A 22,056-nucleotide genomic window follows, 5' to 3' on the forward strand; every position below is an offset into this window, starting at 1 on the left:
TTATTTATTTTTCCAATTTGGTTGGCGTTTTTCATTAAATGCAAGAATCCCTTCCTGCCTATCTTCTGAATTAGCAGTTTTATAATAATTATTAAGCTCGATGGTTAACGCTGTGTGAAGGTCAGTTTGCAGTCCGTTATTAACTGACTCTTTCAGTGTTTTTAAAGATAATGGTGCATTTTTAGCAATTTCTCTAGCAACCTGTAAGGTGTTTTCTTCCAATTTTTCTATGCTAAAGACATCATTTAAAAGCCCTAATTCTTTAGCTCTTTTGGAATCCATTTGGCTTCCTCTAAAAAGGTATTCTTTTGCAATCCCGACAGGAATAACACGTGGTAGGTTTTGTGTACCGCCTACACCTGGGATGATTCCAATTTTCGCCTCTGGTAGTCCTAATCTGGCGTGTGAAGCAGAATAGCGAAGGTCACAACTTAACGCCATTTCCAATCCCCCGCCTAAAGCATAACCATTAATCGCCGCAATAACTGGATACGGAAAATCACGGATCTCCTTGAATGCGTTCTCAAAAATATCGTGTTGTTTCTTCCATTGTTTATTTGTCATACCATTTCTTTCTTTAAGGTCTGCCCCAACACAGAAGCTCTTTTCACCATTAGCAGTAATAATTAAAACACGTATATCTTCATCCTCTTTAAGTTCTTGAAGACTATTTAATAAATCAAGACCCATTTGTGTGTTCATTGCATTCATGGAATTAGGTCTGTTTAGTGTGATGGTATAAACACCTTTAGTTTCCTCGTCTTTTTTGATCAATAATGTTTCATATTGCTCCATTTTATTCCCCCCTATGCTTCCGTCGGTATTTTATATTGACGGTTAGACTTACCAGCTTTCAATACATAACTAGATAATTCATGACCCATCAATTCTTTTAATCTTCTTGATGCTGCTATAAGTTTATCCAAATCAACACCTGTGTCTATTCCCATATTGTGCAGCATATGTACAACATCTTCGGTACACACATTACCTGTCGCACCAGGTGCGAATGGACAACCACCAAGCCCTCCTAATGAAGCATCAAAACTAGTAATGCCAGCTTCTATTCCAGCTAGAATATTAGAAAGTCCCATTCCTCTTGTATTATGAAAATGTAGATTAAAAGCTTGTTCAGGGAAACTTTCCCTCATCATTTTTACAAATTCATAGACTTGTTTTGGATTGGCCATTCCTGTTGTATCAGCAAAGGTTATTAAATTGGCTCTCAATTCGATTACCTGTTTTACGATTTCTTTCACTCGCTTAACTGGTACTTCCCCTTCAAACGGACAACCGAATGATGTTGCGATAGATACCTCTAGTTTTATATCGCTATTATCACAAAATTCCTTGATTGCCTTTAATCTTTCTAGCGATTTTTCTGTCGTTTGCCTTACATTTTGGAGGTTATGTGTATTACTTGCAGAAAAAACAAAATTAACTCGTTTTACCCCATGTTTTGCTGCATTTTCAGTTCCCTTTAAATTAGGAACTAAAGCAACTAGATTGAGCGCTTCACGGTGTTTGATTAACTCAAATAATTCTCCAGAGTTAGCCATTTGTGGTACTGCCTTTGGATGAACGAAAGAGCCAAATTCTAGATTCGTAGTATTTGCTTCGTATAACAAATTGACTAATTCCTGCTTTTCATTGACAGATAAAATCTTATCTTCCAATTGAATACCATCTCGAAGAATGACCTCATTAATGGTTACCTTCTGAGGTAGGCTCATGAACTCCCCTCCTATTGTTTTTTGTATATTGGATACAATATATTTATTTTTAAAATCGCTTTCAGGAAGAAAACGATTCATAAACGAATTTTAATATAATTTAAATTAAAAAACCTCTTAATTTTCAGATAATACTTACTTGTTTTAATTATACGTAATTTCATTTTATCTGTAAAGACTAAATTTACTAAATATTAATTTTCCTCTTTATGTCTTCTAATATTGATGTAACAATGTGCAACGTATCATACTCTCCCTCTGAATACTCTATTAATTTATAATTTTTCGGGAACAGTTTTCGCTTTATCTCATATGCTATATTTCCTTGGTTATATAGTTCCTCCACTTTTGCATAAATTTCCTCAAGATAGATCATTTTTTTTCTTAACATGGCTCTACCATTTGGAACAAATCCAGTGTGTGAACAAAAAAGGCTTTCAAAATTTAAACTCAGTAATTTCCTTATGGAGTGAATTATCATTGGAATGGACTCATCTTTCATGATAATTTTTGTTTCAGGAGATATGTACAAATCTCCAGCAAATAACCTACCAGACTCTTCATGAAATAATGAAACATGATCATTAGCATGACCAGGAGTATAAATAACCTTCCATTCAAGATTGGCAGACTGAATAGTTGACTCTACTGGGAGCACTTCAAATGGCTTCCTAATTCCCCAGGTTTGTTGACGGTACATGGGATATGAAACAGGTTTTTCACATATCTCTATTCCCTTTGGATGAATATATATAGGTACATTTTTGTTTTCTTTAATCCATGAAGCAGTACCCGTATGATCTTCATGACTATGTGTCAACATAACTAAATTAAATGAATGCTCCTGATAAAACGGTATTAACTCCTCAAGTAAAATGACAGGACCTGTATCAATTAACATCCCATCTACTATATACATATAAACTGTTCGGCCTGCTTTACCAAGCTTGGTAACCAGCTTGACACAATTGACATCTTCAAGTTCTGTCATATGTATCATCTTCCAAACACAACCTCCTACTAGTAATTTATGGCCAGAATCCTAACCATCTCCACCATGTGAACGCGACTACTATCGTAATAATGATACTTATGACCGTTCCAATGATTCCTGAAGCATAAAAATCCCGTTGTTCAATCAGCCCAGTTCCGTGAACCACCACATTCGGCATGGTCTCTACAACTAAAATAAATCCAAATAATAGGGTAACAGAGGCTGCAAAGCTCATGACTACTGGGTCAATTCCCGCTTCTATGGACAAGCCAATTAACACTGGCAATAATGTAACTACAGCCGTAGAGACATTTGTTACTCCTAAATGAAAGATTTGCGAAATAATAACAACTAGAATGATTCCTATCCAAGGATTTCCAATAGCCTCCAGGACTACACCTGCCGTAAATAAATTTGCAAGAATATCTATTGCACCTGTTTCAATTAAGCAGAAACCAAGTGATAAGGTTGCTCCGATTAGTAGTACCATATCAAAATTCACTTGGACCATTTTCTTCCAATTTACAAACCCAAAACCTGGAAGGGACATAAGAATGACCGCAATTAATGCTGGAACGGTTGGGTGATATCCATGGATAGATTGCGTCATCCATAATAAAACCGTGAAACTTAATATCGCTAAACATTTCTTTTCCTTTTTACTGATTGAACCCAGTTCATTCCTTTTAACAGACATATCCCTTTTCAGTTCTTGAAAGGAATAGTCTTCAGGTCTAAACTGCCTCCATAGCATGAGCGGAATACAAAGAATAAGCAAAAGCCAAATTGGAAGCGCATAGAGTAACCAATCGAAATAGGATAATGAACCTCCCGTATAAATAGTTAGAATTTCAATAGCTAGGATATTCCCAACAGCAGCTGTTAAAATAGCTGTACCACTTATATTGCCCGCAAACGCTGTACCTACAAGCATTAGCTTACTAAAGTTACTCCCTTGTTTAGCACCTACCGCGTTAATTACAGAAACGACTACTGGTACCATTAACTGTACTCTTACTGCAGTTGCTGGAATAAAAAATGCTTGAATCTGCATTAACAGAAAAAATCCCATAAAGATATTTTTTGCGGAACTTCCACACTTTGCAAGAAAAGCGTAAGTGATTCTGTCCATTAGTGCCGTTTGATTTACCCCCTGGGCAATCATCATTCCTGCAATAATCAGAAAAACTGCAGGAGAGGAAAAACCACTTAACACCGTTTCAGCTGAAACAGCATTAAACAGGAATAATAATATCAATGCTAGAACCGAGGTCATCCCAAGCGGAATAGGTTCCAGGGCCCATAATAGAACACCAAAAGCCATTACAGAAATCGCAACTCTTGGTGACCAAGCAACACTCTCAGGCAAAAAAATCAATAGGCCCAAAAATATCATTGCTGAAATAACGAAAGAAACAATCTTTTTATTCCCTTTTATATGTACTTTATTTAATAAATGACTTTGAGCCTTCATGTTTCTCTCAACTTCTTCCTATTTTTGTACTAAGAGATAGATAAATAGAAATGTATAGCATTATTTATAGATGCTATACATTTCTATGAGATACCTTCTTAAACTACGCCGCCCTTTCAACCGTATGGGTGTTATTCATATACTTTTGAATTGCTATTACAACAACTACTACGCCGATTCCAATTAAATCGGTTACCAAGCCTGATAACATAAATAGTATTGCGGCACCAATTAGTAAGATTCTACTGTACCATTTTGCTGGCTTCTTAAAGAACCAAGCCTGCACTGATGCAGATAAGAGATAAACTCCAACTAGTGCCGTTATGGAAGCTATAATGATCCCAAGTGTAGAGTCCGTTCTCATTAACAATTCAGGACTGAAGAAGAACATGAACGGTACAATAAATGCTGCCAAACCAAGTTTGAAAGCATCAACCCCTGTTTTCATTGGGTCGGTACCCGTTATTCCCGCTGCAGCAAAAGCAGCCAAGGCCACAGGTGGTGTAATCGCTGAAATAACAGCAAAATAGAAGACAAACATATGTGCCGTCAATGGGGCAATTCCCATGTTAATTAAACCAGGAGCAACTGCAGATGCTGCAACCGCATAAGCAGCTGTTGTCGGCATTCCCATCCCCAAAATAATAGAAATTGCCATAGCAAAAATTAGGGCAATCAACATATTATTATCAGCTATAGCTAGTAACATCGAACTAAAACGCTGTCCTATACCTGTAAGGGCAATGACACCTACGATAATACCGGCACAAGCAACGATAGCAATTAGTTGGATAGCATTTTTCATACCAAGTTCCAAGGCTTCTAAAATATGCTTAAATCCCATGCGTGTATCCTTACTAAATAAACTAAGAATGTAGCAAGAAATAATTCCCGCTGTCCCAGCGAAAATAACAGAAAATCCTTGTACTAGCATAGTGATTAATAAAATGATTGGAATAAATAGATATGCCTTCTTCAAAATAGATTTTAAATTCGGTAACTGATCCCGACTTAATCCCATCATTCCAGCTTTTAAAGCTTTAAAATCTACCATAAAATATACAGAAGTGAAATATAGAATCGCCGGAATGGTAGCTGCAATAATTATTTCCGAATAAGGCATACCAGTGATTTCTGCCATCAGGAATGCACCCGCACCCATAATTGGTGGTAATAACTGTCCCCCTGCTGATGCTGTGGCTTCTGTTGCAGCTGCAAAACGAGGAGGGTATCCTGTTCGTTTCATCAGTGGAATAGTTAAAGACCCTGTGGCTACCACATTACCAGCTGAGGTACCATTAATCATGCCCATTAATCCAGAAGAAAAGATAGCTACTTTCGCTGGCCCCCCTCTCAGGCTACCAGCTAATGCAAATGCAACATTAATGAAATATTGCCCAACACCTGACATTTGCAAGAATGCACCAAATATGATGAACAAAATAATATATTTTGCAGAAACCGCAGTTGTTACTCCAAAGACACCATCTAGACCGAAAACATACGTTACAAATCTTTCTAGAGAATATCCGTTATGATTTAAAATACCTGGCAAATAGGGACCAGCAAATACATAAGCCACAAACACAGAAGCTAAGATTGGCAACACCCATCCACTTGTGCGACGAGTTAATTCCAAAACAAGTAACAACCCTACTAATGCCACATAGAAATCTATCGTCGTTGGTGTTACCCCAAAACGAAAGACAAGTTGTTCTAAATTAGCATAGATATAAAATCCAATATATATAGATGCTATAATGAGTAGCCAATCAATAATATGAACTTTATTGGTTTTCTGTCTCCAACCAGGATATAACATAAGCCCTAATACCATCCCAAAAACTAAGTGGGTACTTCTAAACACCCAAGGATCAATAGGATTTAGATTAAGAATATACAAATGATAAAGAGCACCAATGACAGCAATCACCATAAACAAATAACGTACCCATCCTGTTAAATTACGTGTATTAGACGAAGCTTCTAACGCTTCTTCATCGACTGTTATATCTATTTTATTATTTGTCTTTACTTTTGATGGCTTGTTTTTTTCTTCCACAGCATCCACCTCCTAAAACGGAATGATTTTATATGTTTTTAATAGATTCCCTATCTTTAGACGGGGAATCTATTATTTTAGTATCTAATTACTCATTATTATTTTCTTCCCATTCTGGTGGATAAACAGCCTCAGGAAGGTCAATTCCTATTTCTTCATAGTAGCGGATAGCACCAGGGTGTAATGGAAACTCTTGATTTTTTAAGATTGCTGCAGGATCTTCCGCTTCTTTTGCAGATGCGTGTGTACTAATCATTTGATCAATATTTTCGTGATAGGCTTTAACAAAATCATAAACAAAATCTTCATTTGCATCTTTCTGTATGACCCCAAAGTTAAATTGAGCCATGGTTTCTAAATCATCATTTAGCTGTTCATACGTATCAGCAGGAATTGTATATTCCGTGAAATAAGGCAGTTCCTCCATTACCGTTTTTCTATCTTCCTCGCTAAGGCCATAGATATTTATATCCATCTGAGTCTCCACTTCCGTTACTGAAGAAATAGGAATCCCAGCTGAGAACCCTATGTGATCCAATTGTCCATCTAACATCTGAGATGCCATATCACTTGCACCCGCCTGAACCTGATCACCTGTTTCAATTCCTAATACTTCATATATTAAAGGATTGTATGTTCCAGGAGTTCCTCCAGCTGGACCGACCCCAACTCTTTCCCCTTCATGATCTCTAATGCTTGTTGCACCAGAATCAGCAGAAGACCACCAGTGGAATGGAGTATGATACATTGGGAAAATAACACGAATATCTTTATACTCCTTATTGGTCCATACCCCATCATTGTAATATCCTTCATAAAGCGGTCCGTTCGTTACCATTCCGATTTGAATATCACCTTGATCAAGTAATTGGATATTATGCACGGGACCACCAGTTACTTCAACATTTGATGTAATGTCAAGATGCTCTTCTAATAAGTTAGCTAAACCGCCTCCCCATATGTAGTAGGTTCCTCCCTGAGAAGCTGTTCCTATTGTTACGGTACTTGGATATTCTGATGATCCAGCACTTTCTCCCCCTGAGTTACCACTAGCATCCTCAGCATTGTCACTACAAGCCGAGAGTACAATCAATACCATCGCAACCATGATAAAAAAGGTTAGATTTTTGATACGTTTCATCGCTTTTTCCTCCTTTTTATTCCTTAAATTTTGGAAGATATTTTATATACTGTGCCCCATACCTCTTGGCAAAAGAATCATACAAAGGGGTAAGTGCTTCTTCCCATTGTTTTCTTTCCTCATCATTTAGTTCATGTATTTCGATGCAATTGCAAGATTGTAGTACTTCATATTTTTCGGCATTTATTTCCCTAGCTCGCTTTGCTTCCCATTCCGTTACATCGTTCATAACATCCAGAAGTGTAACCTGAATATCCTCAGGTAGATTCTTCCAGAAATCTGCATTAATGATTACAAAATAACCTAAGTATCCATGGTTACTTACAGTCATATAGTCTTGAACAGTATGAATATTTTTGTTTACAATATTAGAAAATGTGTTTTCTTGTGCATCAAGTTGACCACTTTCTAATACGGAAAAAACTTGATAAAACGTCTCAACTTGTGGTTCAGCCTCTAATAGTTTAAACTGTTCTCCCAATAGTTCACTATCCATAATTCTAAACTTTAAATTTCGGAAATCCTCAGGTGTATAAAGAGGTGTTTTATTGCTTGTCATTTGTTTAAAACCGTTTTCCCAAAAACCAAGTAAGTACATTCCTTCTTGTTCCAGTTTCATTTTTAGTACTTCCCCTACAGGGCTTCTAATGTACTCTTTAACTTCACTAGCATTTTTAAATGCAAATGGTAAATCTAGTACTTGCCATTCTGGAACTAATGTAGCAATTTTAGATGTTGCAGGAGCAATCATTTGCACATCCCCATCTTTTATTGCCTCTATTTCCTCACCATCTTTGTACAAGAAACTATTTGGAAAAACCTGAACCTCGACTTGTCCATTTGTTCTTTCTTCTACTAACTTAGCAAAACGCCTACTTTCCATTCCTTTTGGTGTATTTTCACCAACAACATGGGAGAAGCGAATAACAATTCGTTCATCCTCACTAAGTTGTTCATGGTCAACCGGGTAGCTTCTCATACTGCATGAAACTAATAATGTACTTGAAATAAGAAATAATAGTATAAAACCTTTTTTACTAAAAATTTTACTTAATAATACCTACACCCCCTTATTATTTTTAGGAATATTAAACCAATTTGGATATTTCTTATTATAAAGCGCTTACAATTATGTAGCAATAATAAAAACATAATAATCTTTTTGGTCTTTTTGTTCTCAAATGTTCTGATAATCTTCTAGAGAATATTAAATGAAGGATTCCATCTAAATGGTATGATGAATCCTTCATTATCTACTAGAACATTCTGCTAAATATAGTAATAGTTAGTTGGCCTTCCTACACGTCCATATTCCATTTGAATATTTATCTTACTTTGCTTGGATAAATAATCTAAATAACGTCGAACGGTCACTCTGGCCATTCCTAAATAATCTGCTAATTGTTCAGCTGATACAGGTTTTTCTTGTTCAACTAATACCATTAATACCTGTTTTAACGTTCCCTCACTTAGTCCTTTTGGAAGTTCCTCATTCACCTTCATATCCTTTATCTTTGTCCATTCATCAATTTCCTTTTGACTTACTGTCTCAGAATCTTGAAGTTTCTTCCACATTTTCAAGTAATGATCTAATGCTAATTTAAAACGATCAAATCGAAATGGTTTTACAATATAATCAATGGCACCTAACTGAAATAACTGGTGCACAGTTTTTGTATCTTTTGCTGCCGTAATCATAATAATATCTGCAGGAATTTCACTTTTTCTCATTTCGCTTATTACTTCCAACCCAGAACAATCAGGCAAGTACACGTCCATTAATACAAGATCAGGTTGTTTCTGATTAATCAATTCGAGCGCTATTTTACCTGTTTCAGCACTTCCAATTAGTTGAAATTGGGGAATTTTCTCTAGAAATGACTTATTCACTTCCAATACCATTGGATCATCTTCAACAATTAGAACATTAACCATCATTTCACCCTTCTTTCCTATACGTTCATTTCTATTTCAAATTTGGTACCTTCATTTTTTTCGGAGGTTACTCGTAACGTGCCTTGTTTTGCATCAATAATTTCTTTTACTACATGTAAACCGATTCCCCTGCCCTCTTTGGCCTTCGAACTATAACCCTGCTTAAATATTTTGTTTTTTTCTGATTCGGATATTCCTTTACCAGTGTCTTTCACCGAAATATATAAATGGTTTTCATTCCCCTTAATGAAACATTCCACATTTTTTTCTATCTGACTTTCACATGCTTCCATGGCATTATCTAGCAAATTTCCAAGAAGTGTAATGATATCACCTGGACTCAATCCCTGAATCACTTCTTCTAAATAACTTTCCCTATCGATTAATAATTGCACTCCAAGCTCCCTTGCTCTTGAACGTTTTCCAAGGATAAGTCCAGAAATGGAGTAATGTTGAATACGACTTCTTAAAAATTGAACCATATCTTCTTCAAAAGATGTTTCATCCATGATAATATCCAACGCCTCATCCGTTCTCCCTAATTGGATGAGACCAGCAATGCTGTGAAGTTTATTCATATATTCATGATTCTGTGCACGCAAAGCAGCAACCAGACTTCTAACACCCGTTAACTCTTCCCCTAATCGCTGTGCATCCGAGCGATTTTTCAAGTTAATTAGGTATCCTGTAAACAAATCTTTTACAAAAATTGGGTAGATGGAAATCAAATACATTTCCCCTTTAATACTGATTGCCCTATTACTAATCTCTCTATTTACTTGTATTTGTTCTAGTATCCATGAGTCTGGAAATATATCTTTGATTGAAGAATTTTTAGAAAGGGTAAAATCTGTATACGCTGTTGCCAAATTATTCATAAAGGTAACCTTCCCTTTGCTGTCCGTTGCAATTATTCCTGTATCAAGCGTTTCCATAATCATAGAACGTTCTTCAAATAATCTAGCAATCTCATACGGTTCTAAATAATAGGTTTGCTTTTTGACATTGTTTGCTAATAGCCATGCACCTGCAAGTCCTATTAGAAGGCCCCATACCAATGATAGAATTAAATCGGATTGATATTCTTCCAAAAGCGACTGAAAGGTGGGTGCTAGAATGCCTACTACAGCAACTCCTACCTGTTCTATACCTTCTTCATCCATAATTGGAACAAATGCCCGAATGGCAAATCCAAGCTCACCTATCGCTTTTGAAGTATACTCCAATTCAGAAAAAGCAGCTTTTTCATCGCCACCTAAAAATTTCTTACCGATTCTGGATTCGGATGGATGGGAATAACGAATTCCATCCATGTCCAAAATGACAATATAATCTACATTTGTGGATAAGCGAATTCGTTCCACAACAGGCTGTATCATCTTAGAACCGTCCACTTTTCCAACAGAATTACGAATATCATCCAATTGAGCAATGGTTCTTGCAATAGCTATAGCACGTTCACCAATTTCCTCTTCAAATGATTTAGATATACTGATTAACATAGTTACTCCACTGACAAATACAGAAGAAAATACTAATATGGAAGAAAGAATGAGTATTTTTGTACGTAACTTTATTCGTTTATTCATTGATAGCCTCACTTGTTTTTTTAACTTCCTATTATAAATAGATAATTTATATAGTTATTGAAGATTTTATATGTACATACCTATTACTTTATAATATTACGAAAATTATTATATATCAATAAATTAGTAAAAGTCGTTACCAGGGTGTACATAATATCTTCAATAGAGGACTCGACTGTCATATCTCTAGAGAAGTAATAACAACTGACTGCTGATATTAGTCAATTAACTTAAGGTCTTCTACTAAACGTAATTACTATAATTTTTAGGGGAGTTGTTTTTGCATCACGATGCTTCCAGTTTCACAGTAAATTAAAGTACATTACGGTATGAATTCTCTTAACAATCGGTAAAATACTATTACGACTGTCTATGCAGATTATCTCTTAAAATTTGATTGATATAGGATTAAGGGTATAAGTTCTATATAAGGAGGTGAATGAAGTGAAAGCAATATGGAACAAATATTTAGAAGCATCTCTTATTATGAAAATTACCATTGCGCTCATTTTGGGTGTAATTACCGGAATCCTATTTGGTCAAGATGCTGAGGTCCTATCCCCTTTTGGAGACCTTTTACTGCGATTGCTTAAATTCCTAATTATTCCGCTCATTTTATTTACACTCATTGTTGGCGTTAACCAAACAAAAATAGGTAATTTAGGAAAAATGGGTGGAAAAGTATTTCTGTATTATACTTTTACCTCTGCCTTAGCTATAGTAGTAGGATTAATCGTTGCTAGCATTTTTAATCCTGGAACTGGGATGACACTTGATACTGCCGAAGCATTCGAAGTCCCTGATGATCCTGGATTCATCAGTGTCTTATTAAATATTGTCCCAGATAATATTATCACAGCGTTCGGTGAGCTAAATCTGCTAGGAATTATTTTCACTGCACTCTCATTCGGAATTGCCATCTCATGGTTACGATCATCTAAAGAATTTGGCGAGCTGGGTGAGCATGTCTATAAAGTGGTGGAAGGGTTAAATGAGGCAACTCTAGCTATTATGAAGGTAGTTCTTCAATATGTACCAATTGGAATTTTTGCTATTATTGCGGAAACAGTAGGAAACCAAGGGATGGACACCTTAACATCTTTAGGAAACATGATTGTAGTACTATATATAGCCTTGCTTGTACATGTTGCTATATATATTCTTTTAATGATTTTATTTAAGGTTTCGCCAGGCAGATTTTTCACCCATGCCCGTACCCCAATTATTACAGCTTTTGTTAGTCAAAGTAGTTCAGGTACATTACCACTGACACTAAATGCAGCCAAAGATTTAGGATTATCTAAGAGTTTATATGGATTTAGTCTACCTTTAGGAGCTACCATTAATATGGATGGAGCAGCGATTCGAATTGCCATTTCTGCTGTATTTGCTGCAAATGTCATCGGAGATCCATTAAGCTTTTCCGAAATGCTACAAGTCGTAGTAATAGGAACGTTGGCATCCATCGGTACTGCTGGTGTACCCGGAGCAGGTATCATTATGATTGCAACTGTTTTTGTTCAGTTAGGTTTACCTATGGAGGCAGTTGCTTTACTAACTGCCATTGATGCCCTCATTGGAATGGGGTGCACAGCTCTAAATGTTACAGGAGACTTAGTTGGAACGTCGATTATTGATAAGACAGAAAATAGAGACGCAAGGTAAATACCCTCGCGTCTCTTTACTAATTAATCCCGAACTAATATAAAATCACGCTATTCATTTTATTTTACCCGTAAATAGTGACTAAATTTCTACACAGTAATTTCTTTTTATTACGCTTCTCCTCCCAATAAAAATCGCTATCATAATTCACCTATGATACCATCTATCCACTGACAGTATCATTTACGTTAATGTTTAAGTAGCACATTATCTAACAAACTGTCTCATGAATATTCATAAAACGAATACCATACATATAATTAAAAGGTGGAAAAATAGTAATATAAGGATGGGTGATCAACATGGATAAAAAACCATCAAGAAACCAAAACCCTAATAACCAAGACAAAAAGCAAGACCAATTAGATCGGTATCGTATACAAAATACCGGTAAACCAATGACGACCAATCAGGATAGAAAAATATCAAACGACTCAGAGACTTTAAAGGCTGGAGAACGTGGTCCTTCCTTACATCAAGATTGGCATTACTTCGAAAAAATGACACACTTTGTCCAGGAAGAGGAACCAGAAAGAGTGGTTCATGCAAGAGGTTACAGTGCCCACGGAGAGTTTGAATGCTATCAGTCTATGAGGCATGTGACAAAAGCAGGTTTTTTACAGGATCCTGGGAAAAAGACTCCAATAACGTGCCGCTTTTCTACCGTACAAGGGCCTAGAGGGTCTTATGATACGGCAAGAGATTTACGTTGTAAGGGGGTTAAGTTTTATACGGAGGAAGGAAATTACGATTTGACAACCATTGCGATGCCTGTATTAATTAACCAAGATCCTATGAAATTTCCGGACGTAATTCATGCGTATCAAGCAAAGTCGGATGATGACATTCCAACAGCAACCGGTGCACACGATCATTTTTGGGATTATATAGCCAATAATCCAGAAGCGCTTCATATGGTGCAATGGGTTATGTCAGATCGTGGCATCGTGAGAAGTTACCGAATGATGGAATCGTGGTCTATTAATACGTATTTGTTTGTTAACGATGCAGGTGTTGCAACCTTTGTTCGATTTGTCTGGAAACCAGTCCTTGGTGTTCATTCCCTGCTTCAGGATGAAGCGATAAAACTTGGCGGAATCGACCCAGACTTTCACCGGAAGGATTTACGTGAAGCAATCGACAAGGGCGCTTATCCTGAATATGAATTAGGTGTTCAGCTTATTTCACTGGAGGATGAATTTAAATACGACTTTGATATTCTTGACCCTGCGAAATTTTGGCCGGAAGAGTTAATTCCTGTTCAACTTATCGGGAAATTGACCTTAAATAGAAATATTGATAACTACCATACGGAATCCGAACAAGTAGCATTTAATCCCGCGAATGTCGTTCCGGGAATTGACTTTTCCAATGATCCCGTATTGCAGGGTAGATTAATTGCTTACCATAATGCACAAGTACATCGGATTGGCACAAACTTCCAGGAGTTACCAATTAACAAACCAATCTGTCCATTTCACAATAACCAGCGCCGAGGCCCTATGAGATATCGAATTGATGTGGATCAAGTTAACTATCACCAAAATTCACTAGCAAATAACACGCCATATACAACCCTACCGGAAGCTGGAGGATATGAGTCTTATCCAAAAAAAGTGGACGGAGTCGTCATCCGTGGTCGAAGTGAATCATTTAATGATTTCTTTACCCAACCAAGGATTTTTTGGAACAGTATGACACCTGTTGAGAAACAACATACAATTGAAGGGTTCAGTTATCAACTTGGAAAAGTAAGAAGCGAGTCTGTCCGACAACAAAACGTTAATTTGTTGGTTAACGTTGACAAGGAAATGGCGTCCATCATCGCCGATAATATTGGTGTAGAACGTCCCAAAGGATCCCATGTTCCTGTATCTACAGCCTATCCTTCCCTCAGTCAGGCCAATACCCCTAAATATGCATTTACGCAAAAAGTAGGTGTACTAATTGGAGATGGTTTTAATACTAATGAGGTAACCAATGTACTTCATTTATTTAAACAGAATGGGATTTTTGTTACCATTGTTAGTGATACACTCGGCAAGGTTACAGGTTCTGATGGTTCAACACTAAAAGTGAATGAAACTTTTCTTACAGCAAGTCCTTATCTGTTTGATGCCATTTATGTTGTTGGTGGAAATTCCAAAAATGAGGCGTATTTTCAGCAAAATATCATGAACTTCGTTAGTAAAGCTTATAAGCAATATAAACCAATTGGTGTTTCCTCTACTGGACAGTCTTTTATTCAATCATCTCAAAAAAATAATTTAGCTGGTGTCGTTTTTGCTACAAATAATCCAAACTTCGGAGGGGATTTTGTCTCTGCCATAGCACAACAACGCTTCTGGAATAGAACATAATTTTGTTTTTAGCTTCCATACGGGGGGGAGATAACGTAAGCATTATTTCCCTACTCATTCATATAAAAAGGAGGGAAATGAAATGTATAATAAAAATTTCATAAAGCAATCTTTATCCTCCCAAAATCTACCCTTTCATGAAACCGACCTCCAGCATATTCAAAACATACTTGTTACGGTAAATAAAGCGCAAGAATCCCTAAAAGCGTTTCCTTATCTAAATAATACAGTGCCAATTACAATCATTGATAAGAGGTTGATGCTATGCCAGAAATAGGCCTTTTAACCGCAACTGAACTTTCACCTTTAATAAAGTCAAGACAACTATCTCCTGTAGAATTGACAAAACATTTGCTAAACCGAATCGATACTATCGATCCAACCATCCATTCATATATCACCCCTCTTCACGAACTAGCCCTTAAACAAGCAAGAGAAGCTGAAACCGACATTATGCACGGCCACTATAAAGGACCTCTACACGGAATCCCAATCGGTATCAAAGACAATTATTATACAAAAGGCATCCGAACGACAGATGGCTCAAAACTATTCAAAAATTTTATTCCTAACATAACTGCTACCGCAGCGAAAAAACTGCTAAGAGCAGGTGGAATTATGTTGGGAAAACTAAACATGCATGAATTTGCTCTCGGATCCACAGGAACCAATCTCATCTTTGGTACTACACGCAATCCTTGGAACATTCATTATATGCCAGGTGGTTCAAGTGGAGGGAGTAGCGCTGCTCTAGCAGCTGGGCTTACAACGCTCGCTACAGGTTCTGATACATTTGGATCCATTCGCTTACCCGCCGCGATGTGTGGAATTTACGGGTTAAAGCCAACCTATGGGCTTGTCAGCACTTATGGCATGTTTCCGTCAGCCTGGTCCTTAGATTCCGCTGGTCCAATGGCACGTTCCGTATCAGACCTAGCTCTTATGCTAAATGTCATGGCAGGTTTTGATGCAAATGATCCGTCAAGCCTTCATATACCAATTCCTAATTACACTGAGGACTTAAATAAGGAAATAAAAGGAATAAAAATTGGTATTCCTAAGCACTATCTTAAGGGATTGGAAACAGATGTAGAAAAACTCTTTCATAATGCCGTAGCAACCATACAAGATTTAGGAGCTGAAATAAAAGAAATAAAGATTCCTGAATTATCGATGTCCACATTTTCAGGCTATAGTGTTGTAGGTGGAGAAGCATCCGCTTTTCATTATGAATGGCTACAGGATTATGCAGCGGATTATGGAGCGGATAATCGCATTTTCCTTCTTTCCGGGGCATTATCCTATTCACCACAATACGTCAAAGCCCAACAAGCCAGAAGAAAGCTAGTAGAAGCGTTTCATAATGCTTTTGAAAATGTTGACATTATGCTCGGTCCGACAATACCTATCACAACTCCCGCATTCTCGCAGAATTGGGTCGAACAAAATTTAGAGGTTATTAGACGCTGCTTGCCATTTACCGTTCCCGTTAATTTGACAGGGACACCGAGCTTATCCGTACCAATGGGCTTCTGTTCACAAGGGCTTCCTGTCGGCATGCAATTTATTGGAAATCACCTTTCTGAAAAACTTTTACTTCAAGTTGGAAGGGCATGGGAACGTATCAATCCCTACCGTTTTCGTGTTTAAGAGGATATTGGGAAAAAGTATTTTCTAACGCAAAATCTCGAACATAATTGGGACAAAAAACCCTCTGGAATTATATCTCGAATCCTTGCGACTTTCTAATAAAAAACAGCTATGAACCTGTTACATCCAGGTCATAGCTGCTTTTTACATCCAACTATTGGTTGAGTTATGATTTCAATACCATAACAATCAAGTTATTTGTCTCTTAAAAATAAGATGATAATCTTAACCTATTTCCAATCAACTAACATTTTTTTCAAGTGTTTTACAGTCGGTGTAAGGTTTAATAGAAAATAAGATTCTCTTAGTCTTCTAGATGGATGACTTTTTTGAAGATACGCCGCACCGCCATAGTGAAGCATGTCACCATGAACCGCTTCCATTATTAAATAGTCAACTTCTAATCGAAGTCGTATCAATTCTTTCAATTGATTTTGCAGTTCATTTCCTTCTATTAAGGAAATAAGCATTCCTTTCAACGAGTGATACTTTTCTTCTATATACTCTGGTTGAACGTCTAGAAATCGATTAATAGCCCCCTGCTTTTTTGGCGCCTTTTTCATTGATTGAATTGAAGCTGAAATAACCCCGAGACCGAGTGGAATTTGATAAAGTACAAAAATGGGACGTATCATATCTGTAAAACTTCTAGCATTGGAAGAAATTATCCAATAATCTGGAACGAAAACATCTTTAAACTTACAAGCATAGGTGGCACTTCCATTTACACCAATGTAATTCACTTGTTCTTTCAATGTTAATCCCTTCGCATAACACGGTACAAAGGCCATCATTTCCTGTTCCCCACCAACAGATGCAATCACACCAAACCAGTGGTCATCATGTAAATTGGATACTGCTCCTAAGTTTCCGTTTATCACGTACCCTCCATCTGTTCGAACTGCCCTTAGATGAAGTGGCTCTAACCCCGAAAAATACTTCATTGGGTTAGACAATCCGGTACCACCAAGAATTTCTCCTTTTTCCAACTTAGTCAATAATTCACTTCTAAGGTATTCATTATTGGTATGTCGTAAATAGGTTAATGCAGCTAGATGGCACCATAAGTTAAATCCCGTCGTCATACAAGATTCCGAGGTCTTTTCAACAGTCAATGCTTCCCTTTCTAGCGTTTCCACAAAAGAATGATCAATAGAGTTAAAAAGTCCCTTCTCCCCAAGATTCGAAATGTAATCCTTTGCATAATAGGATTCCAAATCGATTTTCTTCACAAACGGTTTTAGATTTTCTTTTATAATGGAATCTAACAATTGGTCGGTTCTAGTTTGTTCCATAATCATTTTCATCCCCCATTTGTTTCCAGCAAAATGCCTCATACGAAATAACCTCCCAATCAACGGAGGCTTTCGAGTCAATTATTAATCATTATTGATTTCTGTAATTGAATCGATTGGAGTCTTCACAGCTTCACGTGCACGTTTTACTGCTGATTCATCTGGTGCGTCATAAAAGCAAAGGCATTTTGACATATCCTCACATACATACGTTCTTGAGAAGGAAACTTCCGGTACCTCTGCGTAATGAACGGAATTCTTTTTCTTTCTATCCAAATAAGCATCCATTGTAAGATCTTCTGGTAGATTCCATTCCACCAAATAATTAACATTATCTGCTTGTTTCTTCACTTCGTCTAACTCTTTTCCAACTAGTCTAACCTCTTTGACAAGTTGAGTGGAAACTCCTTGATTTTTCAAGTTTTCCTCTAAAACATGACTTTGTTCTGCTTCGAAAATGAAAAAGGTTCTAGAAAAATCTTTAGAAACCTGTACTTCAATTAAATGGATATTTTTTGGCTCCAAATTTCCTTTTAATTCAGAAACCTTATTTTCAAAAAGCTCCTTGCTATTATTTACCCCATTAAATTCTGCCTCAACTAAATAAAGACTCATGTTTTTTCCTCTCCTTCATAATTAATTAACTTAAAACCAAAAGTGGACAATTCCTATTAATTTAATATGATTTATCTTTAAAGTTATTTTATTATACTAACTTCAAAAAATCAACCTAATATTATAATATTTATATTATGTTATAATTTTAAAAAAGATAATTGGAGGTTCATAAAATGAAACCAACCTATAACCTACCTTGTAATATTGCGCAAACTTTGAATATTGTTGGAGATCGCTGGACATTGTTAATTATTCATGAAATATTAATTGGGAACACCCGTTTTAACGATATTAAAAATAATTTAAACGGCATTTCCTCCAACCTTTTATCAGAACGATTGAAATATCTGGAGGATAATGGATTAATTTCAACTACACTATATTCAAATCATCCTCCTCGATACGCCTATACATTAACTGAAAGTGGCAACGATTTAAAAGACGTCTTTAACGCTTTTATTATTTGGGGAGAGAAACATTTGGAAACGTGTTACAAGACCCTTGTTCATGACACGTGCAATCATGAAGTAGAGATATCTTACTATTGTCCCCATTGTGAAGAAATGGTTGATCATCCAACTGTTGTCGAATTAAAAGATTGAAAGGCTCGGACAAAGGTTTGTTTTTCAACGCAAAACCGAACATAATCGGAAAATCCCCCTGGAGATATTTCGCACCTTAACTGATGACTAGCTTAGGCCAACGCGATGTGGGTCACGAAGGCGTTGCCACGAAAAGGGGGTCGGTGGAGCGAATAACCGTAGTCCCAGGACTTAGCGTTCTTAGCCTTTGTTCCTCGAGTCGCACTACGGTATCTCACTTAGGCCTATCATCCCGCTGGAGAAGAGCGCTTCTTTAGTGAAACGTATTCGTGGGAAAATCCAATGCAATTTCAAGAATTCTACATATGTTTCTCCACTAAATAGTACTTTGTTCATCATTCGACTTGAATACGTTGGTTATGTCCCACCTCTTATTTTTAGTCATTCGAAGTCATTCCCCACTGTATTTCCAACCATCTTTCCAATAAACGAATACTCTTATCAAGAAGTAAACCGCATATTCCGATAAAAATAATACCCGCTAATACAAGATCTAGCCGCATTAAATTTCTAGCATCAACTATTAAATAACCTAATCCTGATTGGGCACCAACCATTTCCCCCGATACTAGGAAAATCCAGGCAGTACCTATTCCGATATGAAGTCCATTAGCTATAGCCGGAAATGCTGCTGGAAAAATAATCTTTGACATAAGCTGTGGTTGTTTAATTTCCAAATTACTTGCTAATTTTAAATAAGTAGAATCCACCTTCTTAACACCTGCAACGGTAGATAGTAGGATGGGAAAAAAGGACGCAATAAAAATAATAACAATAGCAGGTGCATTTCCAATTCCGAACCAAAGAACGATAAACGGTGCCCAAGCTATTGGGGCTACTGGTCTTAATACCTGAACGATTGGATCAACAATACCCCATACCTTCTGCATCCGACCCAAGAACAGTCCAAGTAAAATAGCTGATATAGCCGCCGTTACATAGCCAATCATAAATCGGCCCATACTCACGCTAAAATGTTCCAATAACGTTCCATTAATAATCATAGAAACAGTCGCTTGAAAAACCATTAATGGTGTTGGCAAGAGCGCTTCCTCAATATCTGTTACTATAATAATAAATTGCCAAATTACTAAAATAATAATTGCACCTATTAACATATTCTTCGTTTTCATTAATGCCTTCATATCATCACCTCGCTTTTTCTATAAATGAATTATCAACAAAATCTTCATATGCTGGTGGATTTCCAATTAATTCCATTTCAATTAAATAATCACTTAACTTCACATATGCATCTTTATTAAGTCGCAAGTTATCATATGAAATCCATTTTAAGGATAGATCTAATACTTCTTCATCAACTTCCATGTAATCAGATGAAATATGGTGTACACCCTCATTTTTTGTTTCTGCCACTCTTCCTGCATCAACATAACCATCCACAAAGCTTTGGACTAATTCCTTATTCTCTCCTATAAAATCTTCACGTAAGACTAGCGCACAGTCCACCGAATCTTCCCAAAGCTCTTCAGATTGGTGCAATACATGCCCGTTTCCCATGATGATAGACTGAGCACCAAAGGGTTCGGCCACGACATAACCTGCAATTCGATCTGTAGCAAGTGCTGCTGGCATTTCTGCTGGACTCATTTCAATGGGAGTTACATCCTCATACTCCATTCCTTCTCTTTTTAACATTTCAAAAAGCAAAATATTATGGACAGAAAACTTATGAGGAATGGCAAACTTTTCTCCTTTCAAGTCACTGACATGTTGAATATCATTGGAAACTACCAGCGCATTTCCATCACGATGCCCAAGTGCTACCGCTTTCAAGTCAATTCCTAGTTCCTTTGATTTCATAGCTACGGTTACTAATGTGGATGCACCATCAATTCTACCTGTATTTAGGGCATCCATTAAGTCGACCCAAGAAGGGAATTTGACCAATTCCAATTGGTAATTAGCATCCCTGTCATTTAGCATTTCAGCTTGAATATATAAAGGTACCGCATGTGTAATTGGCAAATATCCAATTTTAATCGTCGGTTTTCCCTCACTACTTCCATTTGTTGAATTGGTACAAGCACCTAGCACAACCAGTGTAATACTAAGATATAATAACCAAAAAGACTTCTTCATCTTTTAGACCCCTTTAAATATTAAATTCCATTGGTGGTGTAGCCCCATTAATCTGGAACTCGTTTAATATAAGCTTTCGATAATATTGAAAGTCATCTCCACTCCTATCCCTTGGCTTATAATTCTTAATTGGAATCTCTCGTTGAATGTGGCCAGGATCTTTTCCCATTACTATGATTCGATCAGCCAAATAAATAGCCTCATCTACATCATGCGTAACTATGATAATGGTTGTATTCGCCTTTTGTTGGATATTTAGTAACTCATCTTGTAAGTAATAGCGGTTAAATGTATCCAGCGCCCCAAATGGTTCATCCATCAAAAGTAGATCCGGTTCAATGGCTAACGCTCGAGCAATGGCCACTCGTTGCTGCATCCCCCCCGATAGTTGGCGAGGGAATCGATTTATTTTATCCTCTAGTCCTACGAGTTTTATATATTCCAAAGATTGTTTTCGTCGCTCCCTAGGTGATAGATTACTATTTTCTAGGCCTAACTCCACGTTTTTCAAAACAGATCGCCATGGTAGTAATCCATAATTTTGAAACAACATCACGCTTTTTCTGCTCGGTTTGGTAACCTCCTCTCCATTTAGAATTACTTTCCCCTCATTTGCAGGCTCGAATCCACCTATAATATTAAGCAGTGTACTTTTCCCGCATCCGCTTTGCCCCAAAATCGCAATGGTATCACTTTTTTTAATGTCTATATCAATATTCTCAAGCACAAGCTCTGATTTTCCATTATTCTTAAAACGCTTCGTTATATTTTTTACTTGAATAAACGAATTATTGTTCATAGGCTCCCCCCATTTCATTTAATTCCAATGAGTTTA

Annotated in this window: 19 protein-coding genes; 5 read left to right on the forward strand and 14 right to left on the reverse strand. The window is 36.8% G+C overall.

Annotated elements, in window-relative coordinates; all coding sequences use genetic code 11:
• From CAO17_RS12550 to CAO17_RS12590, 9 genes are all read right to left on the reverse strand, one after another.
• Positions 1-795, reverse strand: coding sequence for an enoyl-CoA hydratase/isomerase family protein (locus CAO17_RS12550; protein ID WP_085993086.1), 795 nt, complete (start codon positions 793-795; stop codon positions 1-3).
• A gap of 11 nt (positions 796-806) precedes the next feature.
• Positions 807-1,733: a hydroxymethylglutaryl-CoA lyase gene (locus CAO17_RS12555; protein ID WP_085993087.1), complete on the reverse strand. Its 927-nt coding sequence runs from the start codon at positions 1,731-1,733 to the stop codon at positions 807-809.
• Between the two features lie 187 nt (positions 1,734-1,920).
• On the reverse strand, positions 1,921-2,724 hold the full coding sequence (locus CAO17_RS12560) for an MBL fold metallo-hydrolase (RefSeq protein ID WP_245831837.1): 804 nt from the start codon (positions 2,722-2,724) through the stop codon (positions 1,921-1,923).
• 37 nt (positions 2,725-2,761) lie between these two features.
• Positions 2,762-4,201, reverse strand: a complete 1,440-nt coding sequence (locus CAO17_RS12565) for an SLC13 family permease (RefSeq protein ID WP_085993089.1) — start codon at positions 4,199-4,201, stop codon at positions 2,762-2,764.
• Between the two features lie 103 nt (positions 4,202-4,304).
• Positions 4,305-6,263: a TRAP transporter permease gene (locus CAO17_RS12570; RefSeq protein ID WP_085993090.1), complete on the reverse strand. Its 1,959-nt coding sequence runs from the start codon at positions 6,261-6,263 to the stop codon at positions 4,305-4,307.
• Positions 6,264-6,351: 88 nt separating this feature from the next.
• Positions 6,352-7,404, reverse strand: a complete 1,053-nt coding sequence (locus CAO17_RS12575; protein ID WP_085993091.1) for a TAXI family TRAP transporter solute-binding subunit — start codon at positions 7,402-7,404, stop codon at positions 6,352-6,354.
• A 16-nt stretch (positions 7,405-7,420) separates the two neighbouring features.
• Positions 7,421-8,383, reverse strand: coding sequence for a DctP family TRAP transporter solute-binding subunit (locus CAO17_RS12580; protein WP_085993092.1), 963 nt, complete (start codon positions 8,381-8,383; stop codon positions 7,421-7,423).
• 290 nt (positions 8,384-8,673) lie between these two features.
• On the reverse strand, positions 8,674-9,339 hold the full coding sequence (locus CAO17_RS12585) for a response regulator (RefSeq protein WP_085993093.1): 666 nt from the start codon (positions 9,337-9,339) through the stop codon (positions 8,674-8,676).
• 17 nt (positions 9,340-9,356) lie between these two features.
• The gene (locus tag CAO17_RS12590; protein ID WP_085993094.1) at positions 9,357-10,928 is read right to left on the reverse strand and encodes an ATP-binding protein; all 1,572 of its coding nucleotides are present in this window, start codon (positions 10,926-10,928) and stop codon (positions 9,357-9,359) included.
• 444 nt (positions 10,929-11,372) lie between these two features.
• Between CAO17_RS12590 and CAO17_RS12595 the strand changes: the two genes are divergently transcribed.
• The 4 genes from CAO17_RS12595 to CAO17_RS12610 all read left to right on the forward strand — a co-directional run bounded on the left by CAO17_RS12595 (position 11,373) and on the right by CAO17_RS12610 (position 16,603).
• Positions 11,373-12,593, forward strand: a complete 1,221-nt coding sequence (locus tag CAO17_RS12595; RefSeq protein WP_085993095.1) for a dicarboxylate/amino acid:cation symporter — start codon at positions 11,373-11,375, stop codon at positions 12,591-12,593.
• Positions 12,594-12,895: 302 nt separating this feature from the next.
• Positions 12,896-14,953, forward strand: coding sequence for a catalase (locus CAO17_RS12600; protein ID WP_085993096.1), 2,058 nt, complete (start codon positions 12,896-12,898; stop codon positions 14,951-14,953).
• Positions 14,954-15,035: 82 nt separating this feature from the next.
• On the forward strand, positions 15,036-15,230 hold the full coding sequence (locus CAO17_RS12605) for a hypothetical protein (protein ID WP_085993097.1): 195 nt from the start codon (positions 15,036-15,038) through the stop codon (positions 15,228-15,230).
• Positions 15,218-16,603 (forward strand): Asp-tRNA(Asn)/Glu-tRNA(Gln) amidotransferase GatCAB subunit A, encoded by a 1,386-nt coding sequence (locus CAO17_RS12610; RefSeq protein ID WP_085993098.1) that lies wholly within the window; start codon positions 15,218-15,220, stop codon positions 16,601-16,603. The genes CAO17_RS12605 and CAO17_RS12610 overlap by 13 nt, the downstream gene beginning before the upstream one ends.
• A gap of 230 nt (positions 16,604-16,833) precedes the next feature.
• On the opposite strand, the gene CAO17_RS12615 is transcribed toward CAO17_RS12610, so the two are convergent.
• Both CAO17_RS12615 and CAO17_RS12620 read right to left on the reverse strand, forming a co-directional pair.
• Entirely contained in the window at positions 16,834-17,940 is a 1,107-nt protein-coding gene (locus CAO17_RS12615) for an acyl-CoA dehydrogenase family protein (protein ID WP_245831838.1), read from the reverse strand.
• Between the two features lie 42 nt (positions 17,941-17,982).
• Positions 17,983-18,513 carry a DUF4242 domain-containing protein gene (locus CAO17_RS12620; RefSeq protein ID WP_085993099.1) on the reverse strand — a complete coding sequence of 177 codons (531 nt, stop codon included), beginning with the start codon at positions 18,511-18,513 and terminating at the stop codon, positions 17,983-17,985.
• A gap of 176 nt (positions 18,514-18,689) precedes the next feature.
• Between CAO17_RS12620 and CAO17_RS12625 the strand changes: the two genes are divergently transcribed.
• Positions 18,690-19,118, forward strand: a complete 429-nt coding sequence (locus CAO17_RS12625) for a winged helix-turn-helix transcriptional regulator (protein ID WP_085993100.1) — start codon at positions 18,690-18,692, stop codon at positions 19,116-19,118.
• Between the two features lie 377 nt (positions 19,119-19,495).
• Here CAO17_RS12625 and CAO17_RS12630 read toward each other — a convergent pair whose 3' ends face one another.
• The 3 genes from CAO17_RS12630 to CAO17_RS12640 are packed head-to-tail and all read right to left on the reverse strand — an operon-like array spanning position 19,496 to position 22,020.
• Positions 19,496-20,263, reverse strand: a complete 768-nt coding sequence (locus CAO17_RS12630) for an ABC transporter permease (RefSeq protein WP_085993101.1) — start codon at positions 20,261-20,263, stop codon at positions 19,496-19,498.
• Positions 20,264-20,267: 4 nt separating this feature from the next.
• Positions 20,268-21,221, reverse strand: coding sequence for an ABC transporter substrate-binding protein (locus CAO17_RS12635; protein WP_085993102.1), 954 nt, complete (start codon positions 21,219-21,221; stop codon positions 20,268-20,270).
• A 13-nt stretch (positions 21,222-21,234) separates the two neighbouring features.
• A complete protein-coding gene (locus CAO17_RS12640) occupies positions 21,235-22,020 on the reverse strand; it encodes an ABC transporter ATP-binding protein (RefSeq protein WP_085993103.1) in 786 nt (261 codons plus the stop codon).
• Positions 22,021-22,056 lie beyond the last annotated feature (36 nt).

The organism is Oceanobacillus senegalensis, assembly GCF_900176885.1.
Lineage (GTDB): Bacteria > Bacillota > Bacilli > Bacillales > Amphibacillaceae > Oceanobacillus > Oceanobacillus senegalensis.